The sequence below is a fragment of the Candidatus Phytoplasma gossypii genome (genome assembly GCF_030586975.1).
GTDB lineage: Bacteria > Bacillota_I > Bacilli_A > Acholeplasmatales > Acholeplasmataceae > Phytoplasma > Phytoplasma citri.
The window spans coordinates 1-26841 of the sequence record NZ_JAOSIT010000005.1; the positions used below are offsets into that span (position 1 = coordinate 1).

Annotated in this window: 40 protein-coding genes and 1 pseudogene; 1 reads left to right on the forward strand and 40 read right to left on the reverse strand. The window is 25.0% G+C overall.

Annotated elements, in window-relative coordinates:
* Positions 1 to 70: 70 nt before the first annotated feature.
* Positions 71 to 547 (forward strand): annotated as a pseudogene (locus OC698_RS00605) (sigma factor); the annotation flags it as partial.
* Between the two features lie 1364 nt (positions 548 to 1911).
* Here OC698_RS00605 and OC698_RS00610 read toward each other — a convergent pair.
* From OC698_RS00610 to OC698_RS00805, 40 genes are all read right to left on the reverse strand, one after another.
* Entirely contained in the window at positions 1912 to 2472 is a 561-nt protein-coding gene (locus tag OC698_RS00610) for a hypothetical protein (RefSeq protein ID WP_304512821.1), read from the reverse strand.
* Positions 2473 to 2939: 467 nt separating this feature from the next.
* Complete coding sequence (locus OC698_RS00615) at positions 2940 to 3473, reverse strand: hypothetical protein (RefSeq protein ID WP_304512822.1); 534 nt, start codon at positions 3471 to 3473, stop codon at positions 2940 to 2942.
* 139 nt (positions 3474 to 3612) lie between these two features.
* Positions 3613 to 5172 (reverse strand): class I tRNA ligase family protein, encoded by a 1560-nt coding sequence (locus OC698_RS00620; RefSeq protein ID WP_304512823.1) that lies wholly within the window; start codon positions 5170 to 5172, stop codon positions 3613 to 3615.
* Positions 5173 to 5212: 40 nt separating this feature from the next.
* Positions 5213 to 6061, reverse strand: coding sequence for a 16S rRNA (cytidine(1402)-2'-O)-methyltransferase (gene rsmI / locus OC698_RS00625; protein WP_304512824.1), 849 nt, complete (start codon positions 6059 to 6061; stop codon positions 5213 to 5215).
* Between the two features lie 21 nt (positions 6062 to 6082).
* Positions 6083 to 7027, reverse strand: coding sequence for a hypothetical protein (locus OC698_RS00630; protein ID WP_304512825.1), 945 nt, complete (start codon positions 7025 to 7027; stop codon positions 6083 to 6085).
* A 5-nt stretch (positions 7028 to 7032) separates the two neighbouring features.
* Positions 7033 to 7653, reverse strand: a complete 621-nt coding sequence (gene tmk / locus OC698_RS00635; RefSeq protein WP_304512826.1) for a dTMP kinase — start codon at positions 7651 to 7653, stop codon at positions 7033 to 7035.
* Between the two features lie 95 nt (positions 7654 to 7748).
* A complete protein-coding gene (locus tag OC698_RS00640; RefSeq protein ID WP_304512827.1) occupies positions 7749 to 8750 on the reverse strand; it encodes an energy-coupling factor transporter transmembrane component T family protein in 1002 nt (333 codons plus the stop codon).
* The gene (locus OC698_RS00645; protein ID WP_304512828.1) at positions 8734 to 9609 is read right to left on the reverse strand and encodes an ATP-binding cassette domain-containing protein; all 876 of its coding nucleotides are present in this window, start codon (positions 9607 to 9609) and stop codon (positions 8734 to 8736) included. Before OC698_RS00645 ends, OC698_RS00640 begins: the two co-directional genes overlap by 17 nt.
* Positions 9585 to 10406 (reverse strand): ATP-binding cassette domain-containing protein, encoded by an 822-nt coding sequence (locus OC698_RS00650; protein WP_304512829.1) that lies wholly within the window; start codon positions 10404 to 10406, stop codon positions 9585 to 9587. Before OC698_RS00650 ends, OC698_RS00645 begins: the two co-directional genes overlap by 25 nt.
* Positions 10407 to 10530: 124 nt before the next feature.
* A complete protein-coding gene (gene rplQ, locus OC698_RS00655) occupies positions 10531 to 10887 on the reverse strand; it encodes a 50S ribosomal protein L17 (RefSeq protein WP_304512830.1) in 357 nt (118 codons plus the stop codon).
* Between the two features lie 51 nt (positions 10888 to 10938).
* Positions 10939 to 11904 carry a DNA-directed RNA polymerase subunit alpha gene (locus OC698_RS00660; RefSeq protein WP_304512831.1) on the reverse strand — a complete coding sequence of 322 codons (966 nt, stop codon included), beginning with the start codon at positions 11902 to 11904 and terminating at the stop codon, positions 10939 to 10941.
* Positions 11905 to 11917: 13 nt separating this feature from the next.
* The gene (gene rpsK, locus OC698_RS00665; RefSeq protein WP_304512832.1) at positions 11918 to 12310 is read right to left on the reverse strand and encodes a 30S ribosomal protein S11; all 393 of its coding nucleotides are present in this window, start codon (positions 12308 to 12310) and stop codon (positions 11918 to 11920) included.
* A gap of 8 nt (positions 12311 to 12318) precedes the next feature.
* Positions 12319 to 12717, reverse strand: coding sequence for a 30S ribosomal protein S13 (rpsM, locus tag OC698_RS00670; protein WP_304512833.1), 399 nt, complete (start codon positions 12715 to 12717; stop codon positions 12319 to 12321).
* 22 nt (positions 12718 to 12739) lie between these two features.
* Complete coding sequence (gene rpmJ / locus OC698_RS00675; RefSeq protein ID WP_078122916.1) at positions 12740 to 12856, reverse strand: 50S ribosomal protein L36; 117 nt, start codon at positions 12854 to 12856, stop codon at positions 12740 to 12742.
* Between the two features lie 22 nt (positions 12857 to 12878).
* The gene (gene infA, locus OC698_RS00680; RefSeq protein WP_078122915.1) at positions 12879 to 13091 is read right to left on the reverse strand and encodes a translation initiation factor IF-1; all 213 of its coding nucleotides are present in this window, start codon (positions 13089 to 13091) and stop codon (positions 12879 to 12881) included.
* Positions 13092 to 13124: 33 nt separating this feature from the next.
* Positions 13125 to 13871 carry a type I methionyl aminopeptidase gene (map, locus tag OC698_RS00685; RefSeq protein WP_304512834.1) on the reverse strand — a complete coding sequence of 249 codons (747 nt, stop codon included), beginning with the start codon at positions 13869 to 13871 and terminating at the stop codon, positions 13125 to 13127.
* A gap of 83 nt (positions 13872 to 13954) precedes the next feature.
* Positions 13955 to 15211, reverse strand: coding sequence for a preprotein translocase subunit SecY (gene secY, locus OC698_RS00690; RefSeq protein ID WP_304512835.1), 1257 nt, complete (start codon positions 15209 to 15211; stop codon positions 13955 to 13957).
* A gap of 32 nt (positions 15212 to 15243) precedes the next feature.
* The gene (gene rplO / locus OC698_RS00695; RefSeq protein ID WP_304512836.1) at positions 15244 to 15681 is read right to left on the reverse strand and encodes a 50S ribosomal protein L15; all 438 of its coding nucleotides are present in this window, start codon (positions 15679 to 15681) and stop codon (positions 15244 to 15246) included.
* A gap of 47 nt (positions 15682 to 15728) precedes the next feature.
* On the reverse strand, positions 15729 to 15911 hold the full coding sequence (gene rpmD, locus OC698_RS00700; RefSeq protein WP_304512837.1) for a 50S ribosomal protein L30: 183 nt from the start codon (positions 15909 to 15911) through the stop codon (positions 15729 to 15731).
* Positions 15908 to 16432: a 30S ribosomal protein S5 gene (rpsE, locus tag OC698_RS00705; RefSeq protein ID WP_193621890.1), complete on the reverse strand. Its 525-nt coding sequence runs from the start codon at positions 16430 to 16432 to the stop codon at positions 15908 to 15910. The genes rpmD and rpsE overlap by 4 nt, the downstream gene beginning before the upstream one ends.
* A gap of 36 nt (positions 16433 to 16468) precedes the next feature.
* Positions 16469 to 16822, reverse strand: coding sequence for a 50S ribosomal protein L18 (rplR, locus tag OC698_RS00710; protein WP_078122909.1), 354 nt, complete (start codon positions 16820 to 16822; stop codon positions 16469 to 16471).
* Positions 16823 to 16842: 20 nt separating this feature from the next.
* Positions 16843 to 17388 (reverse strand): 50S ribosomal protein L6, encoded by a 546-nt coding sequence (gene rplF / locus OC698_RS00715; RefSeq protein ID WP_304512838.1) that lies wholly within the window; start codon positions 17386 to 17388, stop codon positions 16843 to 16845.
* 25 nt (positions 17389 to 17413) lie between these two features.
* Complete coding sequence (gene rpsH / locus OC698_RS00720; protein WP_304512839.1) at positions 17414 to 17794, reverse strand: 30S ribosomal protein S8; 381 nt, start codon at positions 17792 to 17794, stop codon at positions 17414 to 17416.
* Between the two features lie 28 nt (positions 17795 to 17822).
* Positions 17823 to 18092, reverse strand: a complete 270-nt coding sequence (gene rpsN / locus OC698_RS00725) for a 30S ribosomal protein S14 (protein ID WP_078122906.1) — start codon at positions 18090 to 18092, stop codon at positions 17823 to 17825.
* A gap of 19 nt (positions 18093 to 18111) precedes the next feature.
* Positions 18112 to 18663: a 50S ribosomal protein L5 gene (gene rplE / locus OC698_RS00730; RefSeq protein WP_304512851.1), complete on the reverse strand. Its 552-nt coding sequence runs from the start codon at positions 18661 to 18663 to the stop codon at positions 18112 to 18114.
* 20 nt (positions 18664 to 18683) lie between these two features.
* A complete protein-coding gene (gene rplX, locus OC698_RS00735; RefSeq protein WP_304512840.1) occupies positions 18684 to 19031 on the reverse strand; it encodes a 50S ribosomal protein L24 in 348 nt (115 codons plus the stop codon).
* An 11-nt stretch (positions 19032 to 19042) separates the two neighbouring features.
* Entirely contained in the window at positions 19043 to 19423 is a 381-nt protein-coding gene (gene rplN / locus OC698_RS00740) for a 50S ribosomal protein L14 (protein ID WP_304512841.1), read from the reverse strand.
* Complete coding sequence (gene rpsQ, locus OC698_RS00745; RefSeq protein ID WP_078122903.1) at positions 19420 to 19686, reverse strand: 30S ribosomal protein S17; 267 nt, start codon at positions 19684 to 19686, stop codon at positions 19420 to 19422. The genes rplN and rpsQ overlap by 4 nt, the downstream gene beginning before the upstream one ends.
* Positions 19687 to 20116: 430 nt before the next feature.
* Positions 20117 to 20308 carry a 50S ribosomal protein L29 gene (rpmC, locus tag OC698_RS00750; protein WP_304512842.1) on the reverse strand — a complete coding sequence of 64 codons (192 nt, stop codon included), beginning with the start codon at positions 20306 to 20308 and terminating at the stop codon, positions 20117 to 20119.
* Positions 20305 to 20724, reverse strand: a complete 420-nt coding sequence (gene rplP, locus OC698_RS00755; RefSeq protein WP_304512843.1) for a 50S ribosomal protein L16 — start codon at positions 20722 to 20724, stop codon at positions 20305 to 20307. The genes rpmC and rplP overlap by 4 nt, the downstream gene beginning before the upstream one ends.
* Before the next feature lie 85 nt (positions 20725 to 20809).
* The gene (gene rpsC / locus OC698_RS00760) at positions 20810 to 21526 is read right to left on the reverse strand and encodes a 30S ribosomal protein S3 (RefSeq protein ID WP_304512844.1); all 717 of its coding nucleotides are present in this window, start codon (positions 21524 to 21526) and stop codon (positions 20810 to 20812) included.
* Between the two features lie 24 nt (positions 21527 to 21550).
* Positions 21551 to 21895 carry a 50S ribosomal protein L22 gene (rplV, locus tag OC698_RS00765; RefSeq protein ID WP_304512845.1) on the reverse strand — a complete coding sequence of 115 codons (345 nt, stop codon included), beginning with the start codon at positions 21893 to 21895 and terminating at the stop codon, positions 21551 to 21553.
* 29 nt (positions 21896 to 21924) lie between these two features.
* Entirely contained in the window at positions 21925 to 22206 is a 282-nt protein-coding gene (gene rpsS, locus OC698_RS00770; RefSeq protein ID WP_193621882.1) for a 30S ribosomal protein S19, read from the reverse strand.
* 18 nt (positions 22207 to 22224) lie between these two features.
* A complete protein-coding gene (gene rplB / locus OC698_RS00775; RefSeq protein WP_304512846.1) occupies positions 22225 to 23055 on the reverse strand; it encodes a 50S ribosomal protein L2 in 831 nt (276 codons plus the stop codon).
* A gap of 69 nt (positions 23056 to 23124) precedes the next feature.
* Entirely contained in the window at positions 23125 to 23418 is a 294-nt protein-coding gene (gene rplW / locus OC698_RS00780; protein WP_078122896.1) for a 50S ribosomal protein L23, read from the reverse strand.
* Positions 23411 to 24046 (reverse strand): 50S ribosomal protein L4, encoded by a 636-nt coding sequence (gene rplD / locus OC698_RS00785; protein ID WP_304512847.1) that lies wholly within the window; start codon positions 24044 to 24046, stop codon positions 23411 to 23413. Before rplD ends, rplW begins: the two co-directional genes overlap by 8 nt.
* Positions 24039 to 24704 carry a 50S ribosomal protein L3 gene (gene rplC, locus OC698_RS00790; protein WP_304512848.1) on the reverse strand — a complete coding sequence of 222 codons (666 nt, stop codon included), beginning with the start codon at positions 24702 to 24704 and terminating at the stop codon, positions 24039 to 24041. The genes rplD and rplC overlap by 8 nt, the downstream gene beginning before the upstream one ends.
* Positions 24705 to 24793: 89 nt before the next feature.
* Positions 24794 to 25108, reverse strand: a complete 315-nt coding sequence (rpsJ, locus tag OC698_RS00795) for a 30S ribosomal protein S10 (RefSeq protein WP_078122893.1) — start codon at positions 25106 to 25108, stop codon at positions 24794 to 24796.
* Positions 25109 to 25431: 323 nt separating this feature from the next.
* Positions 25432 to 26298, reverse strand: a complete 867-nt coding sequence (rsmH, locus tag OC698_RS00800) for a 16S rRNA (cytosine(1402)-N(4))-methyltransferase RsmH (protein ID WP_304512852.1) — start codon at positions 26296 to 26298, stop codon at positions 25432 to 25434.
* Positions 26299 to 26437: 139 nt separating this feature from the next.
* A complete protein-coding gene (locus OC698_RS00805) occupies positions 26438 to 26650 on the reverse strand; it encodes a hypothetical protein (protein WP_304512850.1) in 213 nt (70 codons plus the stop codon).
* Positions 26651 to 26841: the final 191 nt, after the last annotated feature.

Genomic DNA, 26841 nt, shown 5'->3' on the forward strand with positions numbered 1-26841 from the left:
TTTTTATTTTTTAAAAAGAATAAAAAGTGAAACTTCAGCTTTTCTAAAAATATTTTTAGAAAGGGGACTCATGAATCGAAAAACATTATTTTTACTTTTTTTAAAAGATAAAAGTAATTTTAAGTTATGCGAACAATTAATAATATTACATTTACCTTTAGTTAAAAAACTAGTTTATCAATTTAAATATTATCCGCGTTGTTTAACTCGAGCCAATCTAGAACAAGAAGGGATGAGTGGTTTAAGCAAAGCTCTCGATCATTATCAAGATTTAGGTTATGATTTTTTAGCTTATGCGAGACCCCATCTTCGGAAAGCGATTTCCGAAGCCATTCGAAAAATGATTAAATCGATTCCTTTAGTTAGTTGGGTAGATCATTATCATTATCCTTTAACATCCCCCTTATTAACACCACATCAACACTGGTTAAAACAAGGGCATCACGAACTTTTTTAAAAAAAATGAAAACGACATTAAGTACAAAGGAATTTAAATATTATTCATTTAAGTTTTGGGATTCCTTTAGGCAATATCCATGAAAGTTTTTGTTATAATCTACCAAACATAGTATTCTTAATTTATCAAATATTTAAATATTTTTTAAATTTTATTTATTTTAGAACAAAAATTAAAAATAAAGTTTTTATTACAACATTATTTTTCAAAATAAATTAAAAATCTTTTTTCTTTAAAGAAAAATATAAAATAGTTTAAAAAAACTTATTCTATAGAAATTAGATTATTGAAAGATCTCAATGGGCTTCAAAAGATGCCTAAATATCATGTTATCTAACCAATAACCCATACTGATAAACATTGAAAGGAGATGGTCGGTTCGTCAAATGAAAGAATAACAGATTAAAACAGACCATAAAAGCGGGTTGAGATGCAGTAGTTAATCCAAAAGATTCTGCGACCAAATGTTCCCACGGATAAGTCTGAAATGACCGAAGAAGGAAAGTAGATGTAATGTAAAACTTACCACGCAAACTAATGAAACCGTGTAGTTCAGTAGTTATCAATTTAGGATTGAGGAATTGAATAGTTTATCATCGAAAAAAAGCTGAAATCTTACCAATAGTCAGGAAAGACATTAAAACATGAGCGGTCACTTCGCCCGGAGAACAAAGGCAGATATTTAGAGTAACTTGGAGAATCCTAAAGCTAACGAGTTGGGAAATAAAAACCCCAATAGCCAAGGATAAAGAAGTTATTTAGTAGTCATAAGAAATTCAAAGCTAAATTTGGAAAAATTTAGTGCACTGACTTACAAGAAGAGAGAGAGAGAATAACTCTCACAAGGCGAAAGTAGCTAGTAATTTATTATTTATTTAATGGAATAAAGAGGGGGGGTAGTTGATAAATGATGTCAACAACTGTTTCCCGAGAAACTAAGCTTTCGTTAACATTGAATAAGATTCGATATTGTTCCGTAAAAAAGCAAAGGAACAATAAGAAGAATAAATAGCTAATTAGCCGTGAGGGGAAATTAGTTCTTGAAAGAGAACAAATTAGGGAAAACCAGATGCTGGGAAACTCGCTTGTCCGGTTTTTTGGGCGGGGGCTAACAGCAAATACAAATCGCTACATAAAAACGCAATTAATCTATCCGTATCAAATATAAAAAAAATATCTTTTAAAACAAAAGAATTATCAAAAAAAGTTTAGACACTTTTTTAATTCCATAAAATATTTTTTTGTTTAAAAAGATAATAAATTAGCAACTTAATTTTAGTCTTCGAGCATAATTTAAAATTAAAAATTGTCTAAAAAAACGAAAAAGTTCATATTATTGCTTGATTTTTTGTTCTAATTTCTCGATTAAACGATTAATTTCCTTGACTTAGAGGTTTTAAAAAAGTTGTTAAATAAAAAAACTTGCTAAATTGAGCAAGTTTGTTTTGATTAAATTATGTTCTTATAATTTTATTTTTGATTTGAATTAATATTAAAGAAGCGATAGATATTAATGACAAAATTAAACCATAAAATAATAAATTACTTAAACTTATATTTAAATCTATAATCTGATAAGGAGATTTTTGCCAAATAACACATAATATCCCATATAAAAAAGGATGAGTTAAACCAATATAAAAATTTTTTAATTTTAACGAGGTTTTATTTAAAAAAAAATAATAATATGAAAATATTAAAGGTAAAAATATATGTTCTAAATAAGCCACTAAAATCTCAAAAGAATTTCTTTGATGATAAAGATGTTTATTCTCTATTTTAAAATTGTAAAATAAAAGTAAAAAACAATCAATTAAACAAATAAAACTTAAATTTTTTTTGATTTTAGAGTTTACAGGTAAATATAAAATAACAAAATAAATATTAATTAATAAAATAGTTTGTCGTGTAAATAAATATAATGAATAAAAAGGTTTATGAAATCCTTTAGTTAAACCTAATATTAAAATTAATAAATTAATTATCTTAATTATCAGTAATCTATTTTTTTTCATAATTATACCATATTTATAAGTTTATTAGTTTTTTAATTATTATTTTGAAGCACAATATGATGTTGATTTTGGCAAAACGATAAATTTTTCAGGATTAAAGTGAAGACAGAAATCGGTTAATTTGAAATAATAATTGTGAACACGGTCGTAACCAAAGTAATAATCTTGTTCTTATTTTAAGAATTGTTTCGGAACTTTTTTATTTCAAGATTAAGTAAGTGCCAATTAAACTTTCGTGTTATTTTTTTTGGAATTTTACATATAAATATAATTAACTTTAATCTTTTTTATAATATATTAACTTTTAAATTCAGTTTTTATCTTCAGGTTTAGCTAAATATTAATGAATCTTTTAACTCCATAGAGAGTATCGCCTGGTATATTTGTTTATTTACTTGATATTTAGGCCTCTTTGGCACTTTCATCATATTATCAATCTATTTGTAATTTTATTATCAAATAAAATATTAAAATAAATTTTTTTTAAAAAATAAAATTACTTTATTCATATCAAGATTTTTAGGTTTTAAATTTTCTTGCTTATTAGAAAACATAAAATTATCACAATACCAGTTTTTTAAATATTGATACATATCTAAAGATAATGAATCGTATAAATTATTTTGATCATCAATAGATAAAAAAGATCTAATAATTATATACCATGATATATTTTTATTATAAGGTATAAATCTTTTTAATTCCCATTGTAAACAACATTCTAAAATTACTAAAAAATTTGTATTAACGATTGTATAATTATGATTTTTAGCATAAAAATCATGAAAACTATTAACATAATGAATTCTTTGATGCATTTCTAAAACCCATTTATTAATAGACAAATTAAAATAATTACGACCTAAATCTAAAAAAGGTTGCATAGCTTTGTTTTTAATATTTTTGTTCAAACAATAATCATACATACCAAATTCTTTTCTTAAAGCACATAAAGAAATATCAGGGGTATATGGATATAATTCATAAGGTATTATTCTCATTTAAAATCCTTTTTAAATAATTTGATTTACAATTTAATCTTATAAAAAGAAAATTATACTTTTTTAGGTTTATTTATCGAAATAATAAAATTTTTTTATTTCTAAGTCCAAGTAATTAATCAAAAAAATATTTTTAATTTTATTTTTCGAAACGCTGAAATAGTTTATCTTTCTTACCGACTAAAATTTTATTTTTGGTAATACCGAAAAATTTTAAACTTTCAAAAGTATTTTCTTCTGATTGAATTTGATCTAAAATACATTTAGCTGTAGTTGGCAAAAAAGGTTGTAATAAAACACCAATAAAACGTAAAATTTCTATTGTATTATATAAACAATAATTTAATTTATTAATATCTTGAGAAGAATTACTTTTAAATAATTCCCATGGTTTTATTAAATCAATATATTTATTACCATAACGTGCCAAATTCATAATATGTTCAATAGCTTCAGATATTTTAAAATCTTTCATACATAAACGAATTATTGGTAAAACCGAAAGAGCAAAATTTGATAATTTTAATCCTAATTCATTTTCAAAATTATTAACTTTAATAACTTTATTATCACGATATTTTTTTAACATGCCTATAGAACGACTTAATAAATTACCAATAGTATTTATCAAATCCGTATTATAACGTTCAAACATTAAATCATAAGTTAAACAACCATCAGAAACATATGGAATTTCATGTAAAACAAAATAACGAATAGCATCAATAGGAAAAATTTTATTTAAATCATCTACATAAACTACATTTTGAGTCGATTTAGACATTTTACGATTATTAAATAAAATCCAAGGATGAATTAAAAATTGTTTAGGCAAAGGTAATTTTAAAGCAAATAAAAAACTCAAATAATAAATTAAATGAAATCTCACAATATCTTTACCTATAATTTGCAAATCAGGCGGCCAATATTTAACGAAATTTAAATCTTCATGCCAAAGTTGATCATCATTTGATTGCGGAAATTTTAATAAACCTGTAATATAATTACTTAAAGCATCAAACCAAACATAAGTGATGTGTGCATTATCAAAAGGCAAAGGAATTCCCCATCTAAAAGAAGTTCTTGAAATTGATAAATCTGCCAAAGGTTCTTTTAATAAATTTAAAATTTCTTTTCTACGCGCAACCGGTTTAATTAAATCAGGATGATCTTTTAAATATTGCAATAAAATTGGTTGATATTTGGATAATTTAAAAAAATAAACTTCTTCTTTCATCCAAATTGGAGTTTCGCCACTAGGTAATTTATTATCAATTAAATCTTTATCGGAAACATAATTTTCCTCAGCGATAGAGTACCAGCCTTGATAAACTCCTAAATAAATATCTTTTTGTTCGAATAATTGATCTATAAATTTTTGAACATATTTCTTATGTTTTTCATCAGTAGTACGAATAAAATAATCATATTGAATATTAACAGAATCATAAATTTGTTTAATTTCATTAGAAATATAATCAACATATTCTTGATTAGACATTTCATTTATTAAAGCTTTATTTTCTATTTTTTGACCATGTTCATCTGTTCCTGTTTGAAAAAAAACAGAATATCCTTCCATTTTTTTAAAACGTGATATAGCATCTGCTAAAATAATTTCATAAACATTACCTATATGAGGCAAAGATGAAGTATATACAATCGAAGTAGTAATAAAAAATTTATCTTTCGAAACCATATAAACTAATTTTAATTACTCCTTAAGTTCTAATTTTAACCTATTTTATCTGAAATTGCTTATAAATTTGTTTCTTAGATATCTTACGTTCTCTAGATAAAAAACTCAAAGCTTCTTTCCGAGAATAACCTTGTTTCAATAAAAGTAAGAAATGTTCTTCCAAAGTTAAATCTTGAAATGGTGACAAAAATTTGTTTTTATCGATAATGATTACATATTCACCTTTTAAGGATAATTTTTCTTTTTCTCGCAAAATCTCATTAATATCTCCGCAAATAATAGTTTCAAATTTTTTAGTTAATTCTTTGGATAAATTAATATTTCTGTGAACATAAAGTTTTTGAATCAATAACAAAGTCTCTAATAAACGTAAAGGAGATTCAAAGAAAATTAAAGCTCCTTCGAAAAAACGATATTTTAATAAAATATTTTCTTTTTGTATTCTTTTTTTTGGAAAAAAACCTAAAAATAAAAAAGGTAAAGCGAAAGTAGAAATACTAAAAGAAGTTGTAACAGCAGAAGCTCCCGGCAAAGGACACACGTAAAAACCTGATACTTGCACTTCACGAACTAATAACAAACCTGGATCACTAATCAAAGGAGTTCCTGCGTTACTAATGAGAGCTAAATCTTTATTTTGTCGCAATAAAGATAAAACTTGAGAAATTCTTTGTTTTTCGTTAAATTGATGTAATGACAATAAATTATTCTCGAATTTATAAAATTTCAAAATTTTATAAGCTTGACGAGTATCTTCAGCCAAAATGCAATCTACTTGTTTTAAAATATTTAAAGCTCTAAAAGTTAAATCTGACATATTACCTATAGGAGTAGCAACTAAATATAAAGTAGCTTTTTTCTCTTGAAAAGTTTTTTGAATGTATAACATAATTCATATCCATTATAATTATTATTTTTTTTTAATTTCTAAAATTAAAGCTAACCAACAAAATTTATTTTCCATTTTTAAACTCATAGATTCTAAATCATTAAAAATTCTTAACCAATTTATAATTTCTATTTCTGATAAAAAAATTAAATTACCTATTTTAAACAAATATTTCGGAAAATTATGCCTTGTTTTTTGGTTTTTTTGATAAAATAATAAATCTATAAAAAAATTACTTAATATAAACAAAAAATCACTAAAAAAATACTCATAAATCATTAAATTAAATGTTTCATACAATAATTGATTAGAAAAAGATTTTGTTTGAAAATTTTCCAAAAAAATTAAAAAAAATTTTTTCAAATTAAAAAAATAATTTTTATTTAATAAGTAAATTTCTTGTTTATTAACTTCTTTTAATAAATTCAATAATATTTTATCCAAAATATCTTTTTGCGAATCCAAAACATTCGAAAAAGAATTTCGAGAATAAGGATGCCAACATAAAAATTGTGATCTAGAAACAATAGTAGGTAAAACTAAATTACGATCTTCAGTGAACAAAATACCTAAAATATTTTCGTTTATAGGATTCTCTAAAAAATAAAGCAAACTATTAGCCGCATTATAACTAACCTTTTCTATAGATTCTATAACGTAAATTTTTTTTTTTTGAATTAAAGAAGTTTGTGTAAAATAATTATACATTTCTAAAATTTGTTCTTTACCAATAGAAAAATTTTTATCATCACGCAAATAATAAAAATTAGGATAACTATTTTCTATAATCATTTTTTTTAAAACATCAGGTTTAATATTATCTTTTTGCAAAAATTCATATACTAAATCTATAATTAATGATTTTTTCATTTGAGCATTTAAATTAGTTTCTATCAAATATAAATGAGATAATTTTTGATCACGCATTAACATTCTAAAATATTCTATTAAATAATTATTAGACATAATATTTATATATTCAATCTAAATAATTCACGTAATTTATTCAAAATAATTATATGAACTTCTTCAAAAGAAAGATTATTAGTATTAATTTTAAAAATTCTTTTTGGATATAAATGGCAAAGTTTTAAATAACCATCTCTAATCTGTTGGTGCCAAAATATTTTTTGCGCGTCAAATCCTTCTAATTTAGATTTACTTCGAGCATATAATCTTTTTAAAATTATTTCCGGTTCCAAATCTAAATAAAAAGTAATATCAGGCAATAATTTATAAGCTAAATAATTAATTTGCCGAATAAATTTAATACCTAATTTCCTCAAATAACCTTGATAAACAAAAGAAGAATCTAAATATCGATCACAAATAACAATATTATTATCTGATAAAGCTGGTTTGATAACTTGTTGAAGATGTTCTGTTCTATCTGCTGCGTATAATAAAGATTCTGTTACAAAATCGATTTTATTATGAGTATTAATTAAAATTTGTTTTATAGATTTAACTAAATTACAACCACCAGGTTCTCTAGTCATAATTACTGGATATCGCTTTTTAATAGTTTGAAATAAAGAAAAAACATGAGTTGTTTTGCCAACGCCATCTCCGCCTTCAAAAGAAATAAACATAATTTTTACCTTTAACTTCCGCATTCAAATAAAAAAATAAATAAATTTTAACTAAAAAATTACTGATTAAAATCTTAATTATAAATGATTCAAAATCAAACAAAAAAACTCCAACACAATAATAATAAATGAAAAAATAACATCAAATAATCAAGATAACTCATATAATAATAAGTTAATTTTGTGCGTGGAGCTCCTAAAACATAACCTCGCGATTCCATAGCATTAGCTAAAATCGAAGATTTTTGAAAAGAAAGAGCAAAAATTGGTATTAATAAAGCAATAAAATAATAAATTTTTTTAAAAATATTTTGAGTATTTAAATCGATACCTCGAGAAATTTGTGCTTTTATTATTTTTTGCGATTCGGAAAATAAAAAAGGTATAAACATATAAATTAATGACAATAACATAGTTAAAGTTTCTAAAGGAAAATTAATTTTTTTAAGAGGTTTTAAAATAAATTCTAATCCATCGTTTATTTCCATAAAAGAAGTTGTCCCAGCAAATAAAGCAAAAACTAAAAAAATCATTAAAATACGTATAATAACAAAAAAAGTTTTCCATATATAATTTGAAGATAAAAATAATATTTGAGTTTCATTAATGAACAAACTTCGAGAAACGAAAAAACGAGGTAATAAAAAAATTATTATCAGAAAAAAATAACTATAAAAACCATTTACAAAATAATATTTAAAAATAAAAAATAATAAAGTAATTAAACACCAAATATAAAAGTTATTCCACATGAAAATTTTAATATCATCGCTTGTTTTAGAAACAGTAGATAAATTCAAAATTAAACTCAATATAATTAACCAATTTAAATGCGAAAATTTCTTAAGTAATTTTACCCACGAATAATTAGTTTTTTGCAACAACCAAAATATTAAGAAAAAATTAACTATTAATATAATCATATAAAAAAAAATATTTACCAAATCTTTATGTATAAAATTTAATGTAAAATTTAAACCTAAAATAATTTTTAACCAACAAAAAAAAATAAATATTTTAACAGCAGGATGAATCGAATATAAAAAAAAACTATTACGATATGATACTATATTATTTTTATTATTTGTTTTTATCATATCTTTCGATTCCGCCTGTATAAAATTTACGTAAATAAGCTAAAAATTCCTTTTCAGAATAAATCGGATGAAAAGGAATATTAAAATATTTTTGCATTAATTTTAAAAGACTAAAAGTTTTAGGTTCATATAAATTAAATTTATGCAATTTAAAAGTTTTAAAAAAAAATTCTTTAGAATTATCAAAAATAATATGACCTTTTTCCATAAAAATAACACGAGTAGCATATTGAGCTACCAAATTCATATCATGAGTAATACAAATAATTGTTTTTTTTTCTACTTGATAAAGATCTTGAAAAATTTTCATTATATCTGTATAACCTTGAGCATCCAATCCTCTTGTTGGTTCATCTGCAATAATAATCTGCGGTTCCATAATCAAAATTCCCGCAATAGCAACTTTTCTTTGTTGACCTCCGGATAACTTAAAAGGAGAAGTATTCATAAAATTACTACTAATTCCGACTTTATTTAAGATTTTTATAGCTTTTGTTTTTAATTCGTTAGAATTTTTATTAATATCAGTTGTAAAAGCAAACAAAACGTCTTTTAAAACAGTAGATTCAAACAATTGATATTCAGGAAATTGAAAAATTAAACCTATTTTCCGCTTTATATTAGTCAAAAATGCTGAAGAAGTTTTATAATTAATAATTTCATTAAAAATTTTCACTATACCTACTTCAGACAATAATAAACCATTCATTATTTGTACTAATGTAGATTTTCCTGAACCTGTAGGACCAACAATAGCAATAAATTCTTGATTCGGATTAATAGATAAATTAATTTTATTTAAAGCACAAACGCTATATTTATCATAAGAAAAACTTACATCTTTAAATTGTATTGCCATAAAAAATCCTTCAATTTAGACAAAATAATAGGTGGTTTTGATAAGCGATTAAAATCTTGTTGTAATTGATAATAAAGTTTTAAAAATAAAGGCAAATTGATAAAATTATTTTTTAAAAATATTTCATCTTTCATAAAATTAATAGGAATATCTTTTTTTAAAAGATTACCTTTTTGTAAAAAAATAATTTCATCACTTCGAAAGGCAAATTCCCAATCATGCGTAATAGTAATTAAAGTTATATTATTATTTTGATGAATATCTTCGATAAGATTATAAATTTCTTGGGTTCCTTGAGGATCTAAAAAAGATGTAGGTTCATCAAAAATTATAATTTTTGGTTCCATAACCAAAACAGATGCAATAGCTACTCGTTGTTTTTGACCTCCAGATAATTCTTGAGGATTACAATCCAATAAATGCAAAATATTTAACTTTTGAGCAATATTAAAAATCTTTTTTTCCATCACTTCACGCGATAAATTTTGATTTTCTAATCCAAAAGCAATATCATGTTTTACATCGCAACCAATAAACTGATAATCTGGATTTTGAAAAATAATACCCATACGAGCACGTAATAAAAATAAATTTTCTTCCGTTAAAACAATATTATCAATAATAACTTGACCTTTTAAAATCGGCAATAAACCAACCAAAATTCTAGCTAAAGTAGATTTACCCGAACCATTACCGCCTATAATTGAAACCCATTTTCCAGAATTAATACAAAAATTTAAATTTTGTAAAATTTCAACATCTTTATAACTAAAATACAAATTTTCAACAACAATCATAATCTACCTTAAAAACTCTAATATTTTTGGTTTTATATTGTATTTATAAATTTTCACTAAAATTAAAAATTAAATAGAATAAAACAATTTATAAATATTAATAAAAAATAAAAAAATATTTAATTCAAACAAAACGAATAATAGCCATAGGAGCAGAATCGCCACGACGAAATTCAGTTTTAATAATACGCGTATAACCGCTTAATCTATCATTATATTTAGGAGAAATTTCCTTAACTAACTTGCGTAAAATTGTTTGATTATTACTAAATTTTTGATTAAAAAATAAATTTAAAGCTCTTCTATGATTAGCTAAATTTGATGTTTTAGTCAAATTAATAACTTTATCCATTATACGACGTAATTCTTGAGCTTTTGATAAAGTGGTAGTTATTTGTTCAGATATTACTAAACTGGATACTAAATTTTTTAATAAAGATTTTTTTTGAGATTTATTACGTCTTAATTTGCTAAAACTCATAATCAAATACTTATCCTCTTTTCTTTATTTATTTTTATAATTTTATTCAAATTATTCTAATTTATTTAACATACCAAAATGCAAATCTAAATTTTTCATTTTTTCTTTAAGTTCTTCGAAAGATTTTTTTCCTAAACTACTTAATTTAGTGATTTCTTCTTCTTGATGACTAACTAATTCTCGAACAGTCAAAATTTTAGATTTTTTTAAACTATTTAATAATCTGACTGATAATTCTAATTGCTCAATTTTAAAATCTAATGCATGATTATGATGAGATTTTTCAGGTTCTTGAATAAAATTAATTTTTCGAGTTTCTTCTGATAATTCAACCAAAACAGCTAAATGATCTAATAAAATTTTAGCTGCTAAAGCTAAAGCTTTTTTAGGAGTAATAGCGCCATTAGTTTCAATTTCTAAAATTAATTCTTCTTTGTTGCCTAATTTAGATTCTACATGAAAAGTACTACGAATAATAGGAGTATATATAGAATCTATAGCGATAACCCCAAATTCACCACGATTATAAATTTTATTTTCTTCAGATCCTTTGTAACCGATACCTCTACGAACAGTTACTTCCATTTTTAATTTTGCATTTGAACTTAAAGTTGCTATTACATGAGAAGGATTGATAATTTTAATTCCAGTAACAGGTTTAAAATCTGATGCTGTAACTTCCTTAGGACCTTTCACATCTATTTCTAATTTTTGTTCAAAATCTTCTATAGAATCATAATCAGAACTTAAAATTACTCCTTTTAAATTCAATAAAATAGTCATTACATCTTCAGTAATACCTTCTATAAAACTAAATTCATGTTTAACACCTTCAATTTTAACATTAACAATAGCAATCCCTGGCAAAGAAGAAAGTAAAATTCTTCTTAAAGGTGTTCCTAAAGTATTACCATAAGTAGAAGATAAGCATTGAATAATAAAAATACTACAATTAGAATTAGAATTTTCTTTTTCTTGAATTTGCATTATAGGTTTTAAAAATTGTAATTTTGTCATGTTAATATCCTTTTTATCCACGAGGACGTTTACGAGGTCTACAACCATTATGAGGAACAGGGGTAGCTTCTTTAAAACATGAAACAAATAACCCCGCTTCTTTAAAAACTAAAACAGTATCACGGCCAAGACCAATACCATTAAAACGTACTTCTACACTTTTAGCGCCATAAGTTTTAGTAGCTATTTCAGCAACACTTTTAGCCACTTGTTGAGCAGCAAATAAATTACTTTTACGACTACCACGGAAACCTAAATTACCAGCACTTTTTTGTACAATAGTATTACCTTGTTCATCTGTAAAATTAATAATAGTATTATTAAAACTGGTTTTAATATGAATAATTCCTACAGGAATATTTTTTTTAACTTTTTTATCTTTTTTTATTTGTTTTTTTGAAGACATAAATTAAATTATCCTCTTTTTTTGAGATTATTATTTTTTTTAACTGAATCTAACAGATTTACTTGCCGATTTTTTCTAGATGTTTTGGCATTATTACGAGTATTTTGCCCTCTTACTGGCAATCCCAAATTATGCCTTCTACCTCTATAAGAATTAATAGCTATTAAATTCTTGATATTCATTAAAGCAAGTTCTCTTCTAAGTAAACCTTTTTCATTTAATTTATTAATTTCTGTCCTAATAGCGGTTAATTGGAATTCTTGCAAATCTTTTACTCGAATATTACCATCAATATTAATGGATTGCAAAATTTTACGAGATGTTTTAATCCCTATACCATAAATATAAGTTAAACCAATTAAAATACTTTTAGTACCAGGAATATCTGCTCCTGCAATTCTTAACATTTAAAATATACTCCTTTCTGTATCAGCCCTGTCTCTGATTATGACGACGTTTTTTCTTGTTAATAACAAATACTTTTTTATTACGTCGAACAATAATATCATCAGCACTACGTTTTTTTACAGATGCACGAACTTTCATAATTTTAAGATTCCTTTACAATTTATAACTTATAACGATAAACAATACGACCTATATCTTTGGAATCTGAACTAAATTCTACTTTTACTTTATCACCTAAAGAAATATGGATATTATTTTTACGTATTTTACCTGAAATACAAGCTATTATATTTTTTTTATTAGGTAATTCCAATTTAAATTTAGCACCCGGCAATGTTCCGATAACTGAAGCATCTATACTTATTTTTTCCATATAATATTCGAAAAAAACCCCTTTATTACAAATTTATAATGTTAAAATTTCATAACCTTGAAAAGTAACTGCAATAGTATGTTCAAAATGAGCGCTTAAACTATTATCTTTGCTAATTGCTGTCCAACCGTCATAAAGTATTTGAACTTCTTTACTACCCAAAGTAAACATTGGTTCAATACAAAAAGTCATTCCTGGTACTAATACATAATCTTTTTCCACAAAATTAAAATTAAAAATATAAGGTTTTTCATGTAAAAATTTACCAATGCCATGACCAGAAAAACTTTCGATAATACCATAACCATTCAAACTACCAATTTTAAAAATAGCCTTCGAAATATCTGATATTCGATTACCCGGACGAACTTGCTCAATACCTTTATATAAAGCTTCTTGAGTATCTTTCAACAATTTAATAGTCTTATCAGGAATATTGCCTATAGCATATGTAAAAGCAGCATCTACAAAGTAACCTTTATATTTAATTCCTAGATCTAGAGTTATAATATCACCATTTTTTAAAATTTGTTGATCAGAAGGTACTCCATGAACTATTGCATCATTCACAGAAGTACAAATATGTCCTGGAAAACCATCATAATTTTTAAAAGCAGAAATCACTTCATACTCTTGCATAAATTTATTAGCCAAAAAATCTAACTTCCCTGTGGATATACCTTCTTTTAAAAAAAAAATTAATTTTGTCTTAATTTGAGATAAAATTTTGCCTGCCATTTTCATTATAGCGATTTCATCTTTGTTTTTAACAGTGAACATAAAATAATTGATTCCATTTTATATATTTTCATAAATAAATTTTTATTTCTTAAAAGTACTAAAAATAATAATTCACAATAAAATTAAAATAATTTATTATATAATTTATTCACATTAGTACTAGTTGTAATTTTTTGTACAATTTCAATAGCTACCCCCACTACAATTATAAGACTAGTTCCTCCTAAATTAAAAGTAGCAAAACGATTTAATTTACTAAAGAAAATAAAATTAATTATATCAGGTAAAGCTGCTAATATTGCCAAAGAAAAAGCTCCCATAAGGGTAATTTTAAATAATTTTTTTGTAATTTTATAAACGGTCTCTTGTCCCGGTTTAACTCCATCCAAATAAGCATCTTGTTTAGATAAATGATTAGCAATATCATAAGGATCTAACATTATAAAAACAGAAAAAAACGAGAATAACAAAATCAATAAAAGATAAACAAAAAAACCTAAACCTAAATAATAATATTGTGATTCTTGCAACTGAATAATAAATTTTTTAAAATAATTATCATTAGATAAAAAAGCGCCTATAGTTGGAAAAATATTAAGAAAAGTATTAGCTAAAATAATAGGTAAAATCCCAGAAGTATTAATTTTTAAAGGGATATGATTTTGAATTGTATCATTTTGTTTGTATGTAGCATAACTAATAGGAATCTTCAAATAAGAAGAACATAAAATAATAGTTAAAATTAATAAAATTAAAAAAGATAATAAAACTAAAATTTTTTGACTTGTACTGAAAAATGCATCATTTGACAATAAAGATTTAAAACTTTTAGATAAATTTTCACTTATACTTATAACTATAAAAATAGAAACTCCGTTACCTATACCTTTATTCGTAATTAAATCTGATAACCAAATACAAATAAAAGAACCAACTACTAAAAAAAATACTACTTGCAAAACTAAAATTTTTTGTTGAGCCACATCAAAAAGTTGAGAACGAATAATAGAAGCCAAACCTTGACCAAAAGCTATTATTAAAGTAAGCAATCTAGTAATAAAATTAATTTTATATTTTCCGATAGAACCTTGTTCATGCCATTCTTTTAAAAAGGGAAAAATTTTATTAGCAATTTGTATAATAATAGAAGCAGTAATATAAGGCATCACTCCTAAAGAAAGAAAATATATAGGCATAGAACTATTAAATATAGAAAGATCTCTTAATAATAATTTTTTGAATTGTGCAAATTGTAAAATATTAAGAGGTATAAAAGGGATATATATGTTTAAACCAATTACATAAATAAAAATAATAAATAAAGTTAAAAAAATTTTATTTATAATATGTTTTTTATCTTTAATAAAATTTACTAACATGCTCATTAAAATTTACCTTTTTTTATTTAATTTTATATAACTTGAATTTTTCCTCCAGATTTTATAATAGCCTCTTCTGCTTTTTTAGAAAATTTCACAGCTTGTACTATTAATCTCTTAGTTAAATTGCCTTTAGCTAAAATTTTAATCAAATCATTATTTTTTTTAATTTTGTTATGTTCCATTAATAATTCGGGAGTTATTAAAGTATCATTTTCAAATATTTCTAAATCCTCAAGATTAACTAAAGAATATTTTTTTTTATTAATATTATAAAAACCTTGTTTTGGGATACGTTGAAAAAAAGGAGTTTGACCGCCTTCAAAACCTACACGTGTTTTTCCACCAGAACGAGCTAATTGTCCTTTATGACCGCGACCACAAGTTTTACCTAATCCGCTACCTGGACCTCTACCTAAGCGCTTAATACTTTTACGCGCTTTATGAACAGGTTTTAATGCATTCAACATATAAAAACTCTCCTCTCTTATTTAATACAAAATAATCTTTTTCAAAATTAAAACTTTTTATTAATTGAAATTAAATGCTTAATAATGTTTAACATCCCCTTTAATACAGCATTTTCTTCCTTAATAATTATTTGATTAATCTTTTTCAATCCTAATGCATGAGCTGTTTTTATTTGTTTAGGAGTTCTTCCGATTAAACTTCTGCATAACTTAATTTGAATATTATTCATTTAGCAATTCCTCTAATGCGATTTTGTAATGTAATACCCCTAAGTTTTTCCACATCTTGTATATTTTTTAACTGTTTTAATCCGTTAACTGTAGCTCTTAAAACATTAATATGTGTACGTGAACCAAAAGTTTTTGTAATAATATCTGTAATGCCTGCTAATTTAAAAATTGATCTTGCCGCCGTTCCTCCTGCTATAATACCTGTCCCTTTAGAAGCTGGTTTTAAAAAAAATTTAGTAGCTCCAAAACGACCTATAATTTCATGAGGAATAGTGGTACCATTTAAAGCAACACAAAACAAATTTTTTTTAGCTTTTTCAACAGCTTTTTTGATAGCTTCTAACACTTCCTGCGCTTTACAAGAAGCAAATCCAACATTACCTTTTTGATCGCCTACTACAACTAAAGCAGAAAAACGAAAGCGACGACCACCTTTAACAACTTTAACAATTTTACTAATTTTTACTATTTTCTCTTCTAATGAAGAAAATTTTTTTTTATTAGATAATTCTCTTTTCATAAATGTCTCCATTTTTTTAAATAACTGAACATATTATTAAAAATTTAAACCTTCTGCTCGAGCAGAATCGGCTAAAACTTTAATGCGACCATGATAAAGATATCCGCCCCGATCAAAAACAACATTTTTAATACCTTTTGCCAAAGCTTTTTGAGCAATTATTTTGCCAATTTCTGAAGCTACTTTAGTATTAATAATATTATAATTAATATGTTTACTATGAACGCTACATAAAGTAATACCTAAATTATCATCAATAATTTGAACATAAAAATATCTATTAGAATAAGAGACATTTAAACGGGGTTTTTGTGAACTACCTACAATTTTTTTTCTTAAACGTAAATGACGTTTTCGTCTTAAAAGTTGAGAAGATTCTTTTTTAATCATAAACCGAATAAATTCCTTTTTTATTTTTTAGCACTTTTACCAGCTTTACGATGGATGTAACCGCCAACATAATATATTCCTGTCCCTTTATAAGGTTCTGGTTTCGCAAGAGATATTATTTTTGCGGCAAATTCGCCTACTAATTGTTTATCAACGCCTTTAATAATTATTAAATTATTTTGTTTATTCACTTGTACTATCAAATTAGGTAAAATATTCATAATAATATCATGAGAATAACCTAATTTAAAAACTAATTTATCTTCTTCTACTGTACACGAATAACCTAAACCTGTAATTTTAAGTTCTTTAGAAAATAAATTTTTAACTCCCTGAACCATATTATTCAATAAAGCTCTAGTAGTGCCATGAATTTTTTTCATAAAATTATTATTATTAGGTCTTGTAATAGTAATAATATTATCTTTCTTAATAATACTTAAACAAGAATTAAATTGAAATTCTAATTTGCCTTGTGAAGATGAAACTAAAACTTGATTATCTGGCTTAATTTCCACAACAACACCTTCCGGAATCGAAATAATTTTCCTTCCTACCCGTGACATAAATATTTCTCCTTCATTAAAATTACTACCAAATATAAGCTAATAAATGTCCTCCCACATTTAATGATGAAGCTTCATAATCGGTTAAAATACCTCGAGAAGTAGAAATTAAAGCTATTCCAAAACCATTTCTTACTTTAGGAATCTCTTGAACTGAAACATACTTAGAAACTCTTTTTAATCCTTTAATTACACTTTCTTTAGTTTCTTTATTATATTTTAGATAAATAATAATCTTATTAAATTTTTTATCTATATTAAAATTAATAATAAATCCTTCTTTTTTAAGTACTTCTAACATTCTAATTTTTAAATTCGAACAAGGTACGCAAACTTCATCATATTTCATTGCATTAGCATTTCTAATTCTTGTTAATAAATCAGCAATAGTATCTGTCATTACCATAATTTTATAATTGTACTTCCTTTTATATTTACCAACTCATTTTTATAATACCGGGAATTTCACCTTTATTCGCTAATAAACGAAAATTAATACGAGATAAACCAAATTTTCTCATATAACCCCTAGCTCTACCATCAATTTTATCTATATTTTTGCAACGCACAATAGAAGAATTTACAGGTAATTTAGCTAAACTTTGATAATCTTTTTTTTGTTTTAATTCTGCTCTTATACGAGAATATTTTAAAAATATTTCTTTTTGTTTTAAATTTTTAATAATTTTAGATTTCTTAGCCATTTACATTTAACTCCTGTTTTTATTTTATCCTTTTAAAAGGCATTCCATAAAAATCTAATAATTTTTTAGCTTGTTGATCATTAGAAGCTGTAGTAACTATACAAATATCCATGCCAAAATTTCTTTTTACTTGATCCAAACTAATTTCCGGAAAAATAATTTGTTCTTTGATTCCTAAATTATAATTACCTTTACCATCGAAAGATTTTAAGGAAAGTCCTGAAAAATCTTTAATTCTCGCCAAAACAATATGAATCAATTTATTTAAAAAAAACTCTTTTCTATGACTGCGTAAAGTTACTTTTAAACCAATTATTTCTTTAGTTCGTAATTTAAAATTAGAAATAGATTTTTTGGATTCGGTATTAATAGGAATTTGACCACTAATTAAAGCTAATTGTTGGCGACAATCAGCTAAAAATTTAGCATCTGAAGCAGCTTTTCCAAGACCTACATTAATCACAATTTTTTCTATCTTAGGTACTTGCATAATAGAATGAACATTAAAAATTTCTTTTAAAGCTAAAAAAGTATTATTTTTTGTATAATTATTATTTTTATCAATTTCCATATTATTTAACCTTTTTTTATTCAAGTAATAATTGCTAAACCTGTTTTTTTAGAATAACGAATTTTTTTATCTGAATCAAAACGAAATCCTACACGAGCGGGAATTTTTAAATCTGGATCAATTAGAGCCACATTTGAAACGTGAATAGGCATTTCTTCTTTAATGATTTGACCTTTTTGATCATTATCATTGGCAGAAGTTTTATGTTTAATAGCAATATTTACGCCTTCCACTAAAACCCTTTGCTCTTTAAAAAAAACTTTTATAACTTTTCCTGTACGAAATACTTTTTTTTGACTATTAGGATCTATAATATAACGATCTTTACCAGAAATAATAGCTACTGTATCACCTTTTTTTATACGCATTTATAAAAACCTCATATCACTAAAACTTCTTCTGCTAAAGATATAAATTTAGAAAAATTATTTTTTTGAAAATTTTGATTTCTAATAGCAGGTCCAAAAATTCTAGTTCCTCTCGGAGTCATATCATCTTTAACCATAACAACTGCATTATCATCAAATTTAATATAACTACCATTTTTGCTTTTAAAACCATGTTTAGTTCTTAAAATAAGAGCTTTAGAAATACTACCTTTTTTAATTAAACTGGTAGTAGTAGTTTTTTTAACAGAAACTGTAACTAAATCACCAATGTAAGCATAACGTTTACCAGTATCCCCTGGAATACCGATCACTAAAACTTCTTTAGCTCCACTGTTATCTGAAACTTTTAAACGTGTATTAACTTGAATCATAAATCAGACACCTTTGTAACAGAACGTAAAATTTTTACTAAACGAAATCTTTTTAATTTTGATAAAGGACGAGTTTCTTCGATGGAAACCATATCACCTATTTTAGCATCTTCATTAGGATCATGAACATAAAATTTACTAATTTTTTTGACACTTTTGCCATATAATGAATCCTGTTTGTCATATTTCACAGCTACAGTTATAGTTTTAGACATTTTATCAGACACAACCATACCCGAAAGTTTTTTTCTAACATTACGCATTTATATTTTAATCCTCCTTGTTAACATTAAATATCATTTAATAATATATTAAAAATAAAATTATTCAGTAAAAGTTATATCAAAAAATGTAAAGTCAATAATATAAATATAAATTTAGAAATAATAATATTATATCGAAAACAAATTTATAGATAATTAATACAAAAAGAATTTTTCTTCAATTTTAAAACTTATAAAGAACTAAAATATTCTAAAATCTCTAATGTTTTAAACCATATTTAATCTTTTAAATATTTTTTAGTTTTAAATAAACAGTGCTGATTTATTTTATCACGTTATTATGTCTTTTGTATCTTTTAATTTAAGATATCCTAAAATATTTAATTAATATTTATTTTTTATTATAAATTTTTTTAAGCTTGTATATTTTCGCCTATAAAAATTTAAATAATAACTATTATGATAAAATTTATTTATTTTTTTGTTCCCGAATAACAGTCTTTAAACGAGCAATATTTTTACGAATTTTACGTATTACAGAAGTATCTTTTAATTTTGATAATCCTAATTGCAAATGTTTTCCAAAATATTCTTTTTGAAAATATTCTAGCTTTTTAAAAATTTCATCCATTCCCATTTTACGAATTTCATTAATTTTCATATTCGTTCCTCTTTTGCAACAATTTTAGTTTTAATAGGAAGTTTATGTGAAGCCAATCTTAAAGCTTCTTTTTCGAATTTTTCTACATTATTTAAATCGCGAACTTCAAACATCACAGTACCACGTTTAACAACAGCTACCCAATTAACTACATTACCTTTACCAGAACCCATTCGAACTAATTTTTTTTCAGTAATCGGCAAATTAGGAAAAATATTAATAAATACTTTACCTTCTCTTTTTAAATGACGAGTCATAGCTATACGAGCAGCTTCAATTTGTCGATTACTAATCCAATGGCCTTGTTGAGCTACTAAACCATAGTTACCATTCAAAATTCTAGTTTGACCTTTGGCTTTTCCTTCGTAACTTAAACGATGTAAACGACGATATTTAGTTTTTTTCGGCATTAACATAAAAAATTACCTCTTTTATTTAAAATGATTATTTATTATAAATAACTTATTCTCAGTTGTATTTCAAAATAATTTGAAAAATTATTTATTTTACTGAATTTTCTGCTTTTGCATTAGATATATTTTCACGAGATATTTTGTTAGAACTTTCTTGATAATCTTGAGTAGCATAATTACCATCACAAACCCAAACTTTAACACCTAAAACTCCATGAATAGTCTTAGCAGCAACGTATGCATAATCAATTTTAGAACGAAAAGTTCCTAAAGGCAAAATGCCTTTAATAGTGGTTTCTGTTCTAGCAATTTCAGCCCCACCTAAACGACCTTTGAGGCTAATTTTAATCCCCTTCACTCCTGCTTTTAAAGCTTTTTGAATATACATCTTTTTAACAGCTCTAAAAAAAGCTCTTTGTTGTAATTGTGCAGCTATATTTTGAGCTATTAAAGAAGCTACTTTATCAGGATTTTTAACTTCAATCACATGAATATTAATATTCTTTTTAATTAATTTATATATTTCTTGAACTAATTTAGTTTTTTCTTTATTATCAGCACCTATAACAACTCCTATTTTTGGAGTATGCAAAAAAATTTCAATATTTTCTTCATTATCTTTTTTAAAACGTTGAATTTCCACGCGAGCAATAGTTCCCAAAGGATAATAATTATTAATAAATTTTCTAAGATTATAATCTTCATGAATTAACAAAGGCACTTTTTTATCTTCTGAATACCAATTAGATGCCCAATTACGAAGCAATGATAATCTTAAAACAATAGGACTACTCTTTTGACCCATCAAATGCTACCTTTCTTTCTAATTCTATTTTTGTTTAGCTAAAAAAATAGTAATATGACTAGTATTTTTTTGAATTTGATTACTTCTACCTTTAGCTCTAGGTAATAAGCGTTTCATTCTAACACCTTGATTAACAAAAATTTTCTTAACATATAAATTATTAATATTAAAATTAAAATTATTAACAGCATTAGAAACGGCACTTTTTAATAATTTTGCAACTACTATAGAAGCAGCTTTACGAGTAAATTCCAAAATAGCTTGAGCTTCTTCAATATTTTTATAACGAATTAAGTCGATAACTAAACGTACTTTTCTAGGAGCTATCGGCACTCGCTTAGCGATAGCTTTTACATCATTGTTCAACATTTTATAAATTTTCTCGCTTTCCTAGAATTTTATTTTTTTTGCGAACTTTTATCTTTTTTAACATGCACTACATATTTACGAGTAAAAGCAAAAGAACCTAATTTATAGCCTACCATATCTTCAGTAATAAATAAATCTGTAAAATCTTTTCCATTATGGACAGAAATCTTATGACCAACAAATTCAGGTATTATACTAGTATCACGAGAATAAGTTTTTATAGTTTTTTTAATTTTTTGTTTTTCTTGTCGCATCACTTTAGATAATAAATTATGATCAGCGAAAAATCCTTTTTTAATAGAACGGCTCATGATTTGCTATTTTGCTCCTTATTTTTTGCGACGTTTTAAAATTAAACTTGTAGATTTTTTATTTTTTTTACGTGTTTTGATACCGCGATCAGGTTTACCAGTATAACTTCTAGAAGAAACATATCCAATAGGGCTACGACCTTCTCCACCACCATGAGCATGATCATTAGGATTCATAGCAGTACCTCTAACTTTAGGTCTTTTATTTAAATAACGAGATCTTCCTGCTTTGCCATTTCTAATTAATTTATAAGTATCATTTCCTATAGCACCTATAGTAGCTCTACAAGTATCTAAAACTTTACGAATTTCTCCTGAAGGCAAAGTTAAAACAACATATTTATCTTCACGCGATACAATAGTAGCGTAAGAACCAGCTCCACGAGCCAATTGTCCACCTTTACCAGGTTTTAATTCTACATTGCTTACAACTGAACCAATAGGAAGATTTTTGAGAGGTAAAACATTTCCTATCTTAATCTCCGAACCTAAACCAGATGAAACATAACTACCAACATTTAATCCTTTTAAAGATAAAATATATCTTTTTTCGCCATCTCGATAATGAATCAAAGAAATATAAGCATTTCTTTTAGGGTCGTATTCAATAGTAGCAACTTTACCTAAAATTCCATCTTTATCTCTTTTAAAATCTATAAGACGAACTTTTTGTTTTGCTCCACCCCCATGACCTCTAACGGTAATAACACCTCGATTATTGCGCCCTCCTGTATTATTTTTAAAAAATAATAACTTTTTTTCTGGTTTAGAGGTAGTAAGTTCGGAAAAACTTTGCAATTGCATATTTCTATGGCCATTAGAGGTAGGTTTGTATTTTTTGATAGACATAATTAACCTGTTTTCCTTTAATTTATTTCATATACTTTAAAAAAATTTTGTAATTGATAAAATTTAAAATCATTTAATTTCGCTAAAATCACTAATCCTTTGTCCCGGAACAACCTTTACAATAGCCTTTTTATAAGCCGAAGTGTAACCCGAATATTTACCTTTTCTTTTAAATTTTGGCAAAACATTAATAATATTAACAGACATAACATTTACTTTGAAAATATATTCTATAGCTTTTCGAATTTCTATTTTATTAATATTTTTTTCAACTTTAAAAAAATATTTATTATGCAATTCCATCTGTTTATTAGTTGCTTCAGTGATTATAGGATCTTTAATATATTTATAATATTTATTCATTAACAACTTTTCCTTCCAAATAATTAATTGCTGGACGAGTAATCATTAAATATTTTGCTTGAAAAATTTGATAAACACTAAAATGAGTCACACTTTCTAACATTACTTGAGATAAGTTATTAGTAGATTTAATTAAATAATCATTTAATTCAGGAACTACAATTAAAATTTTATGTTTCAAATTGATTTTTAATTCCGTTAATAATTTAGTAAATTCTTTAGTTTTAGAATTTTTTAAATCTAAAGAATCTAAAATTATTAAAGTATTATTTTTCAAATGCCAAGATAAAGCCGAATAAAAAGCTAGTTTTCTAACTTTAGCATTAATTTTAAAATGATAATCTCTTTTTTGCAAAGCGAAAGCATGGCCTCCACCTCGCCAAATAGGAGAACGAATAGTTCCTTGACGCGATCTACCCGTTCCTTTTTGAGCCCAAGGTTTACGACCTCCTCCTGAAACTTCAGCACGATTTTTAGTTTTATGATTGCCCAGCCTTTTAGCAGCTCTTTGTTGATTAATTACATCATAAATTGCTTGTTGATGCAATTTAACTCCAAAAATTTTATTGCATAAAATTATTTCATCACATGGTTGACCATGTATATTAATCACGTTACACTTAAGCATGAGATATAGCCTCTTTATTAATTTTTTTAACGGCTGTTTTAATCATCACAAAACCTTTGTTAGGTCCAGGGATGCTGCCTTTAATTAAAATAACATCTTTATCTGATATTACCGATATAATTTTCAAATTCTGAATAGTCACTTTTTGAAAACCCATTTGACTAGGCAAATGCTTTCCTTTTTGATTACCTTTAATAGGACCATTAGAACCTGGTCTACGATGAAATCGCGAACCGTGACTTTTAGGACCAATAGTTTGATTATATTTTTTAATAACTCCCGCAAAACCTTTACCTTTACTAACTCCCGTTACATCTATAAAATCTCCAGAATTAAAAATATTAATATCTAAAATTTGTCCTGGTTTTAATTCTGATAATTTATTTGAGTTGTTATGGTTAAAAGAAATCTCACGTACAAAAAATTTAGGGGAAGAATTATATTTATTAAAATGACCTTTAAGTGGTTTTGTCGTATTTTTTTCTTTTTTAGTTGCAAAAGCTAATTGTGTCGCTTGATAACCATCTTTTTCTATTTTTTTTTGTTGCAAAACAACATTATTAGCGACATGAACAATAGTAACAGGAATTACTAAACCTTGATCATGATCAAAGAACTGAGTCATACCTATTTTTCGTCCTAAAATTCCTTTAGACATGTTAAACAATATCTCCTTTTAAAATAATAATAAAATCTAAAAATATTAAATAAACATATAAAAAATTAAAATTAATTTAAATTATTATATTATTGTTTAATACTAATATCAACTGATTTAGGAACATTAATACGCGTTAATGCATCAATAGTTTTGGCATTAGGATTAATAATTTGAATTAAACGTTTATGTGTAAAACGGCCAAATTGTTCTCGACTATCTTTATGAACAAAAGTAGAACGCAAAACAGTAAATATCTCTTTACGAGTAGGTAATGGTATAGGTCCTTTAATTTCGGCTCCAGTAGCAACAATACTATCAATAATCTTTTTAACAGTTGATTCTAACATTTTAAAATCATAAGTTTTTAAACAAATTTGAAAAATTTCTGACTTTTTTTTCATCCCTTAGATTACCTTTCCTATTTTAGGATAAATAAAATATTTATTTGATATTTACATATATAAATTTTTAATTTTTATTAAGCATAATAGCGTATATAAAAAAAATTTTATTAACATAAAATAATAATTTAATTTATTGTAAAAATCCTTAAATTAAAAAATAAAATATTTTATATTATTCCGAAATTACCTCAAATAATATAAAATATTCGCAGAATATACACATTTATCATTATATCACAAAAAAATATATCTATTTATATCAACAAAAAAATTTTCTAATAAAAATATAATTTTTGACAAAAATATAAAAAATATTATTTTCATATATTTTTGATAGCTATTCTGAGTTTAGCCGAATGACTACAAGAATTAAACTCTTGTTCTTCATAAGAAGGGCGCATAACCTTTTTATTTATAATTCTTAAGGCAGGAGTCGGCAAATCTTTATTTTGAACAGGTAAACGAGACCACACCAAATCATGAGAACTATTTTTTTTAAAAAACTGTTTTACTACACGATCTTCCAAAGAATTAAAACTAATTACTAATATAATTCCATCTTTTTTTAATAATTTTAAACTTTGTTCTAAAGCTAATTGTAGACATTTTAATTCTTGATTAACTTCTATGCGCAAAGCTTGAAAAACTCTTTTAGCACTATGTCCGCGATTATTACGAAAATTTTTAAATTTATCAGTAATTTTAACTAAATCAAAAGTCATATTTAATGGTCTATTTCTAATAATTTCTTTAGCAATCATACGAGATTTTGGTTCTTCGCCATAAATTTGAAAAATCTTTTGCAATTCTTCTAAAGAATAATTATTTAAAATATATTGGGCAGTAATAGGATTACTACAATTCATTCTCATATCTAAAAAATTATTACGTAAATAACTAAAACCTCTCGTATTATCATTAATTTGTAATGATGATAATCCCAAATCAAAAACAATACCATTAATCATATTTACTTTACGTGCTAATAATTCATCATATAAACAAGAAAAATTTTTATTTATTAAAAAAATATTTTGATAATTAATAAACCTTTGTTGACATTGTTTAATAGCTTTAATATCTTGATCAAATGAGTATAAAGTGCCACTAGTTAATTTATTCAAAATAGCATGGCTATGACCACCCGCACCTAACGTAGCATCAACATAAAATACGGATAGATTAATTGCGTTTTATGCAGCGATTTATATTTGCTGTTTTATTTACAATTAGCCCCCGTCCAAACCGGACAAGCAAGTTTCCAAGCATCCGGCTTTCCATAATTTACTCTCTCTCAAGAACTAATTTCCCCTCACGGTTGATTAGTTATTTATTCTTATTGTTCTTATTCTTTCTGATATCATATATTTGTTGATTAGTTACCTTCTGGTAACAATCTCTACACAATACCTTTGTTCTTTTATTCATAATCCTTTGGCGATTCGCGTTGCGAACTGTCCCAATGTGATGAATTTGCAGTTGAGTTGTTTTGTCGAAATTCTCACAACGTTCCGCTTTTAGACGGTCAGTTAGATGCATACGACCTTGGAATATAAATTTATTAATGATAATATTAAGATTTCCCTTATAGTTTACGCATTTTTTTAATTTTATCCCAAGAATAAACGTCCCATAATTCGTATTGAGTTATTCCTTTATTAATATAGGAAATACCCCAAGTTGAACCTATCTTACATTTCTTCCGAACTTTGGCAATTGACGTTTCTCGT

What these genes read in the sequence shown, in the direction of transcription:
- OC698_RS00610 (WP_304512821.1), bottom strand. Translation starts at nt 2,472, where the DNA reads ATGAAAAAAAATAGATTACTGATAATTAAGATAATTAATTTATTAATT.
- OC698_RS00615 (WP_304512822.1), bottom strand. Translation starts at nt 3,473, where the DNA reads ATGAGAATAATACCTTATGAATTATATCCATATACCCCTGATATTTCT.
- OC698_RS00620 (WP_304512823.1), bottom strand. Translation starts at nt 5,172, where the DNA reads ATGGTTTCGAAAGATAAATTTTTTATTACTACTTCGATTGTATATACT.
- rsmI (WP_304512824.1), bottom strand. Translation starts at nt 6,061, where the DNA reads ATGTTATACATTCAAAAAACTTTTCAAGAGAAAAAAGCTACTTTATAT.
- OC698_RS00630 (WP_304512825.1), bottom strand. Translation starts at nt 7,027, where the DNA reads ATGTCTAATAATTATTTAATAGAATATTTTAGAATGTTAATGCGTGAT.
- tmk (WP_304512826.1), bottom strand. Translation starts at nt 7,653, where the DNA reads ATGTTTATTTCTTTTGAAGGCGGAGATGGCGTTGGCAAAACAACTCAT.
- OC698_RS00640 (WP_304512827.1), bottom strand. Translation starts at nt 8,750, where the DNA reads ATGATAAAAACAAATAATAAAAATAATATAGTATCATATCGTAATAGT.
- OC698_RS00645 (WP_304512828.1), bottom strand. Translation starts at nt 9,609, where the DNA reads ATGGCAATACAATTTAAAGATGTAAGTTTTTCTTATGATAAATATAGC.
- OC698_RS00650 (WP_304512829.1), bottom strand. Translation starts at nt 10,406, where the DNA reads ATGATTGTTGTTGAAAATTTGTATTTTAGTTATAAAGATGTTGAAATT.
- rplQ (WP_304512830.1), bottom strand. Translation starts at nt 10,887, where the DNA reads ATGAGTTTTAGCAAATTAAGACGTAATAAATCTCAAAAAAAATCTTTA.
- OC698_RS00660 (WP_304512831.1), bottom strand. Translation starts at nt 11,904, where the DNA reads ATGACAAAATTACAATTTTTAAAACCTATAATGCAAATTCAAGAAAAA.
- rpsK (WP_304512832.1), bottom strand. Translation starts at nt 12,310, where the DNA reads ATGTCTTCAAAAAAACAAATAAAAAAAGATAAAAAAGTTAAAAAAAAT.
- rpsM (WP_304512833.1), bottom strand. Translation starts at nt 12,717, where the DNA reads ATGTTAAGAATTGCAGGAGCAGATATTCCTGGTACTAAAAGTATTTTA.
- rpmJ (WP_078122916.1), bottom strand. Translation starts at nt 12,856, where the DNA reads ATGAAAGTTCGTGCATCTGTAAAAAAACGTAGTGCTGATGATATTATT.
- infA (WP_078122915.1), bottom strand. Translation starts at nt 13,091, where the DNA reads ATGGAAAAAATAAGTATAGATGCTTCAGTTATCGGAACATTGCCGGGT.
- map (WP_304512834.1), bottom strand. Translation starts at nt 13,871, where the DNA reads ATGTTCACTGTTAAAAACAAAGATGAAATCGCTATAATGAAAATGGCA.
- secY (WP_304512835.1), bottom strand. Translation starts at nt 15,211, where the DNA reads ATGTTAGTAAATTTTATTAAAGATAAAAAACATATTATAAATAAAATT.
- rplO (WP_304512836.1), bottom strand. Translation starts at nt 15,681, where the DNA reads ATGTTGAATGCATTAAAACCTGTTCATAAAGCGCGTAAAAGTATTAAG.
- rpmD (WP_304512837.1), bottom strand. Translation starts at nt 15,911, where the DNA reads ATGAATAATATTCAAATTAAGTTATGCAGAAGTTTAATCGGAAGAACT.
- rpsE (WP_193621890.1), bottom strand. Translation starts at nt 16,432, where the DNA reads ATGAAAAGAGAATTATCTAATAAAAAAAAATTTTCTTCATTAGAAGAG.
- rplR (WP_078122909.1), bottom strand. Translation starts at nt 16,822, where the DNA reads ATGATTAAAAAAGAATCTTCTCAACTTTTAAGACGAAAACGTCATTTA.
- rplF (WP_304512838.1), bottom strand. Translation starts at nt 17,388, where the DNA reads ATGTCACGGGTAGGAAGGAAAATTATTTCGATTCCGGAAGGTGTTGTT.
- rpsH (WP_304512839.1), bottom strand. Translation starts at nt 17,794, where the DNA reads ATGGTAATGACAGATACTATTGCTGATTTATTAACAAGAATTAGAAAT.
- rpsN (WP_078122906.1), bottom strand. Translation starts at nt 18,092, where the DNA reads ATGGCTAAGAAATCTAAAATTATTAAAAATTTAAAACAAAAAGAAATA.
- rplE (WP_304512851.1), bottom strand. Translation starts at nt 18,663, where the DNA reads ATGGAAATTGATAAAAATAATAATTATACAAAAAATAATACTTTTTTA.
- rplX (WP_304512840.1), bottom strand. Translation starts at nt 19,031, where the DNA reads ATGCGTATAAAAAAAGGTGATACAGTAGCTATTATTTCTGGTAAAGAT.
- rplN (WP_304512841.1), bottom strand. Translation starts at nt 19,423, where the DNA reads ATGATTCAAGTTAATACACGTTTAAAAGTTTCAGATAACAGTGGAGCT.
- rpsQ (WP_078122903.1), bottom strand. Translation starts at nt 19,686, where the DNA reads ATGCGTAATGTTAGAAAAAAACTTTCGGGTATGGTTGTGTCTGATAAA.
- rpmC (WP_304512842.1), bottom strand. Translation starts at nt 20,308, where the DNA reads ATGAAAATTAATGAAATTCGTAAAATGGGAATGGATGAAATTTTTAAA.
- rplP (WP_304512843.1), bottom strand. Translation starts at nt 20,724, where the DNA reads ATGTTAATGCCGAAAAAAACTAAATATCGTCGTTTACATCGTTTAAGT.
- rpsC (WP_304512844.1), bottom strand. Translation starts at nt 21,526, where the DNA reads ATGGGTCAAAAGAGTAGTCCTATTGTTTTAAGATTATCATTGCTTCGT.
- rplV (WP_304512845.1), bottom strand. Translation starts at nt 21,895, where the DNA reads ATGTTGAACAATGATGTAAAAGCTATCGCTAAGCGAGTGCCGATAGCT.
- rpsS (WP_193621882.1), bottom strand. Translation starts at nt 22,206, where the DNA reads ATGAGCCGTTCTATTAAAAAAGGATTTTTCGCTGATCATAATTTATTA.
- rplB (WP_304512846.1), bottom strand. Translation starts at nt 23,055, where the DNA reads ATGTCTATCAAAAAATACAAACCTACCTCTAATGGCCATAGAAATATG.
- rplW (WP_078122896.1), bottom strand. Translation starts at nt 23,418, where the DNA reads ATGAATAAATATTATAAATATATTAAAGATCCTATAATCACTGAAGCA.
- rplD (WP_304512847.1), bottom strand. Translation starts at nt 24,046, where the DNA reads ATGCTTAAGTGTAACGTGATTAATATACATGGTCAACCATGTGATGAA.
- rplC (WP_304512848.1), bottom strand. Translation starts at nt 24,704, where the DNA reads ATGTCTAAAGGAATTTTAGGACGAAAAATAGGTATGACTCAGTTCTTT.
- rpsJ (WP_078122893.1), bottom strand. Translation starts at nt 25,108, where the DNA reads ATGAAAAAAAAGTCAGAAATTTTTCAAATTTGTTTAAAAACTTATGAT.
- OC698_RS00805 (WP_304512850.1), bottom strand. Translation starts at nt 26,650, where the DNA reads ATGCATCTAACTGACCGTCTAAAAGCGGAACGTTGTGAGAATTTCGAC.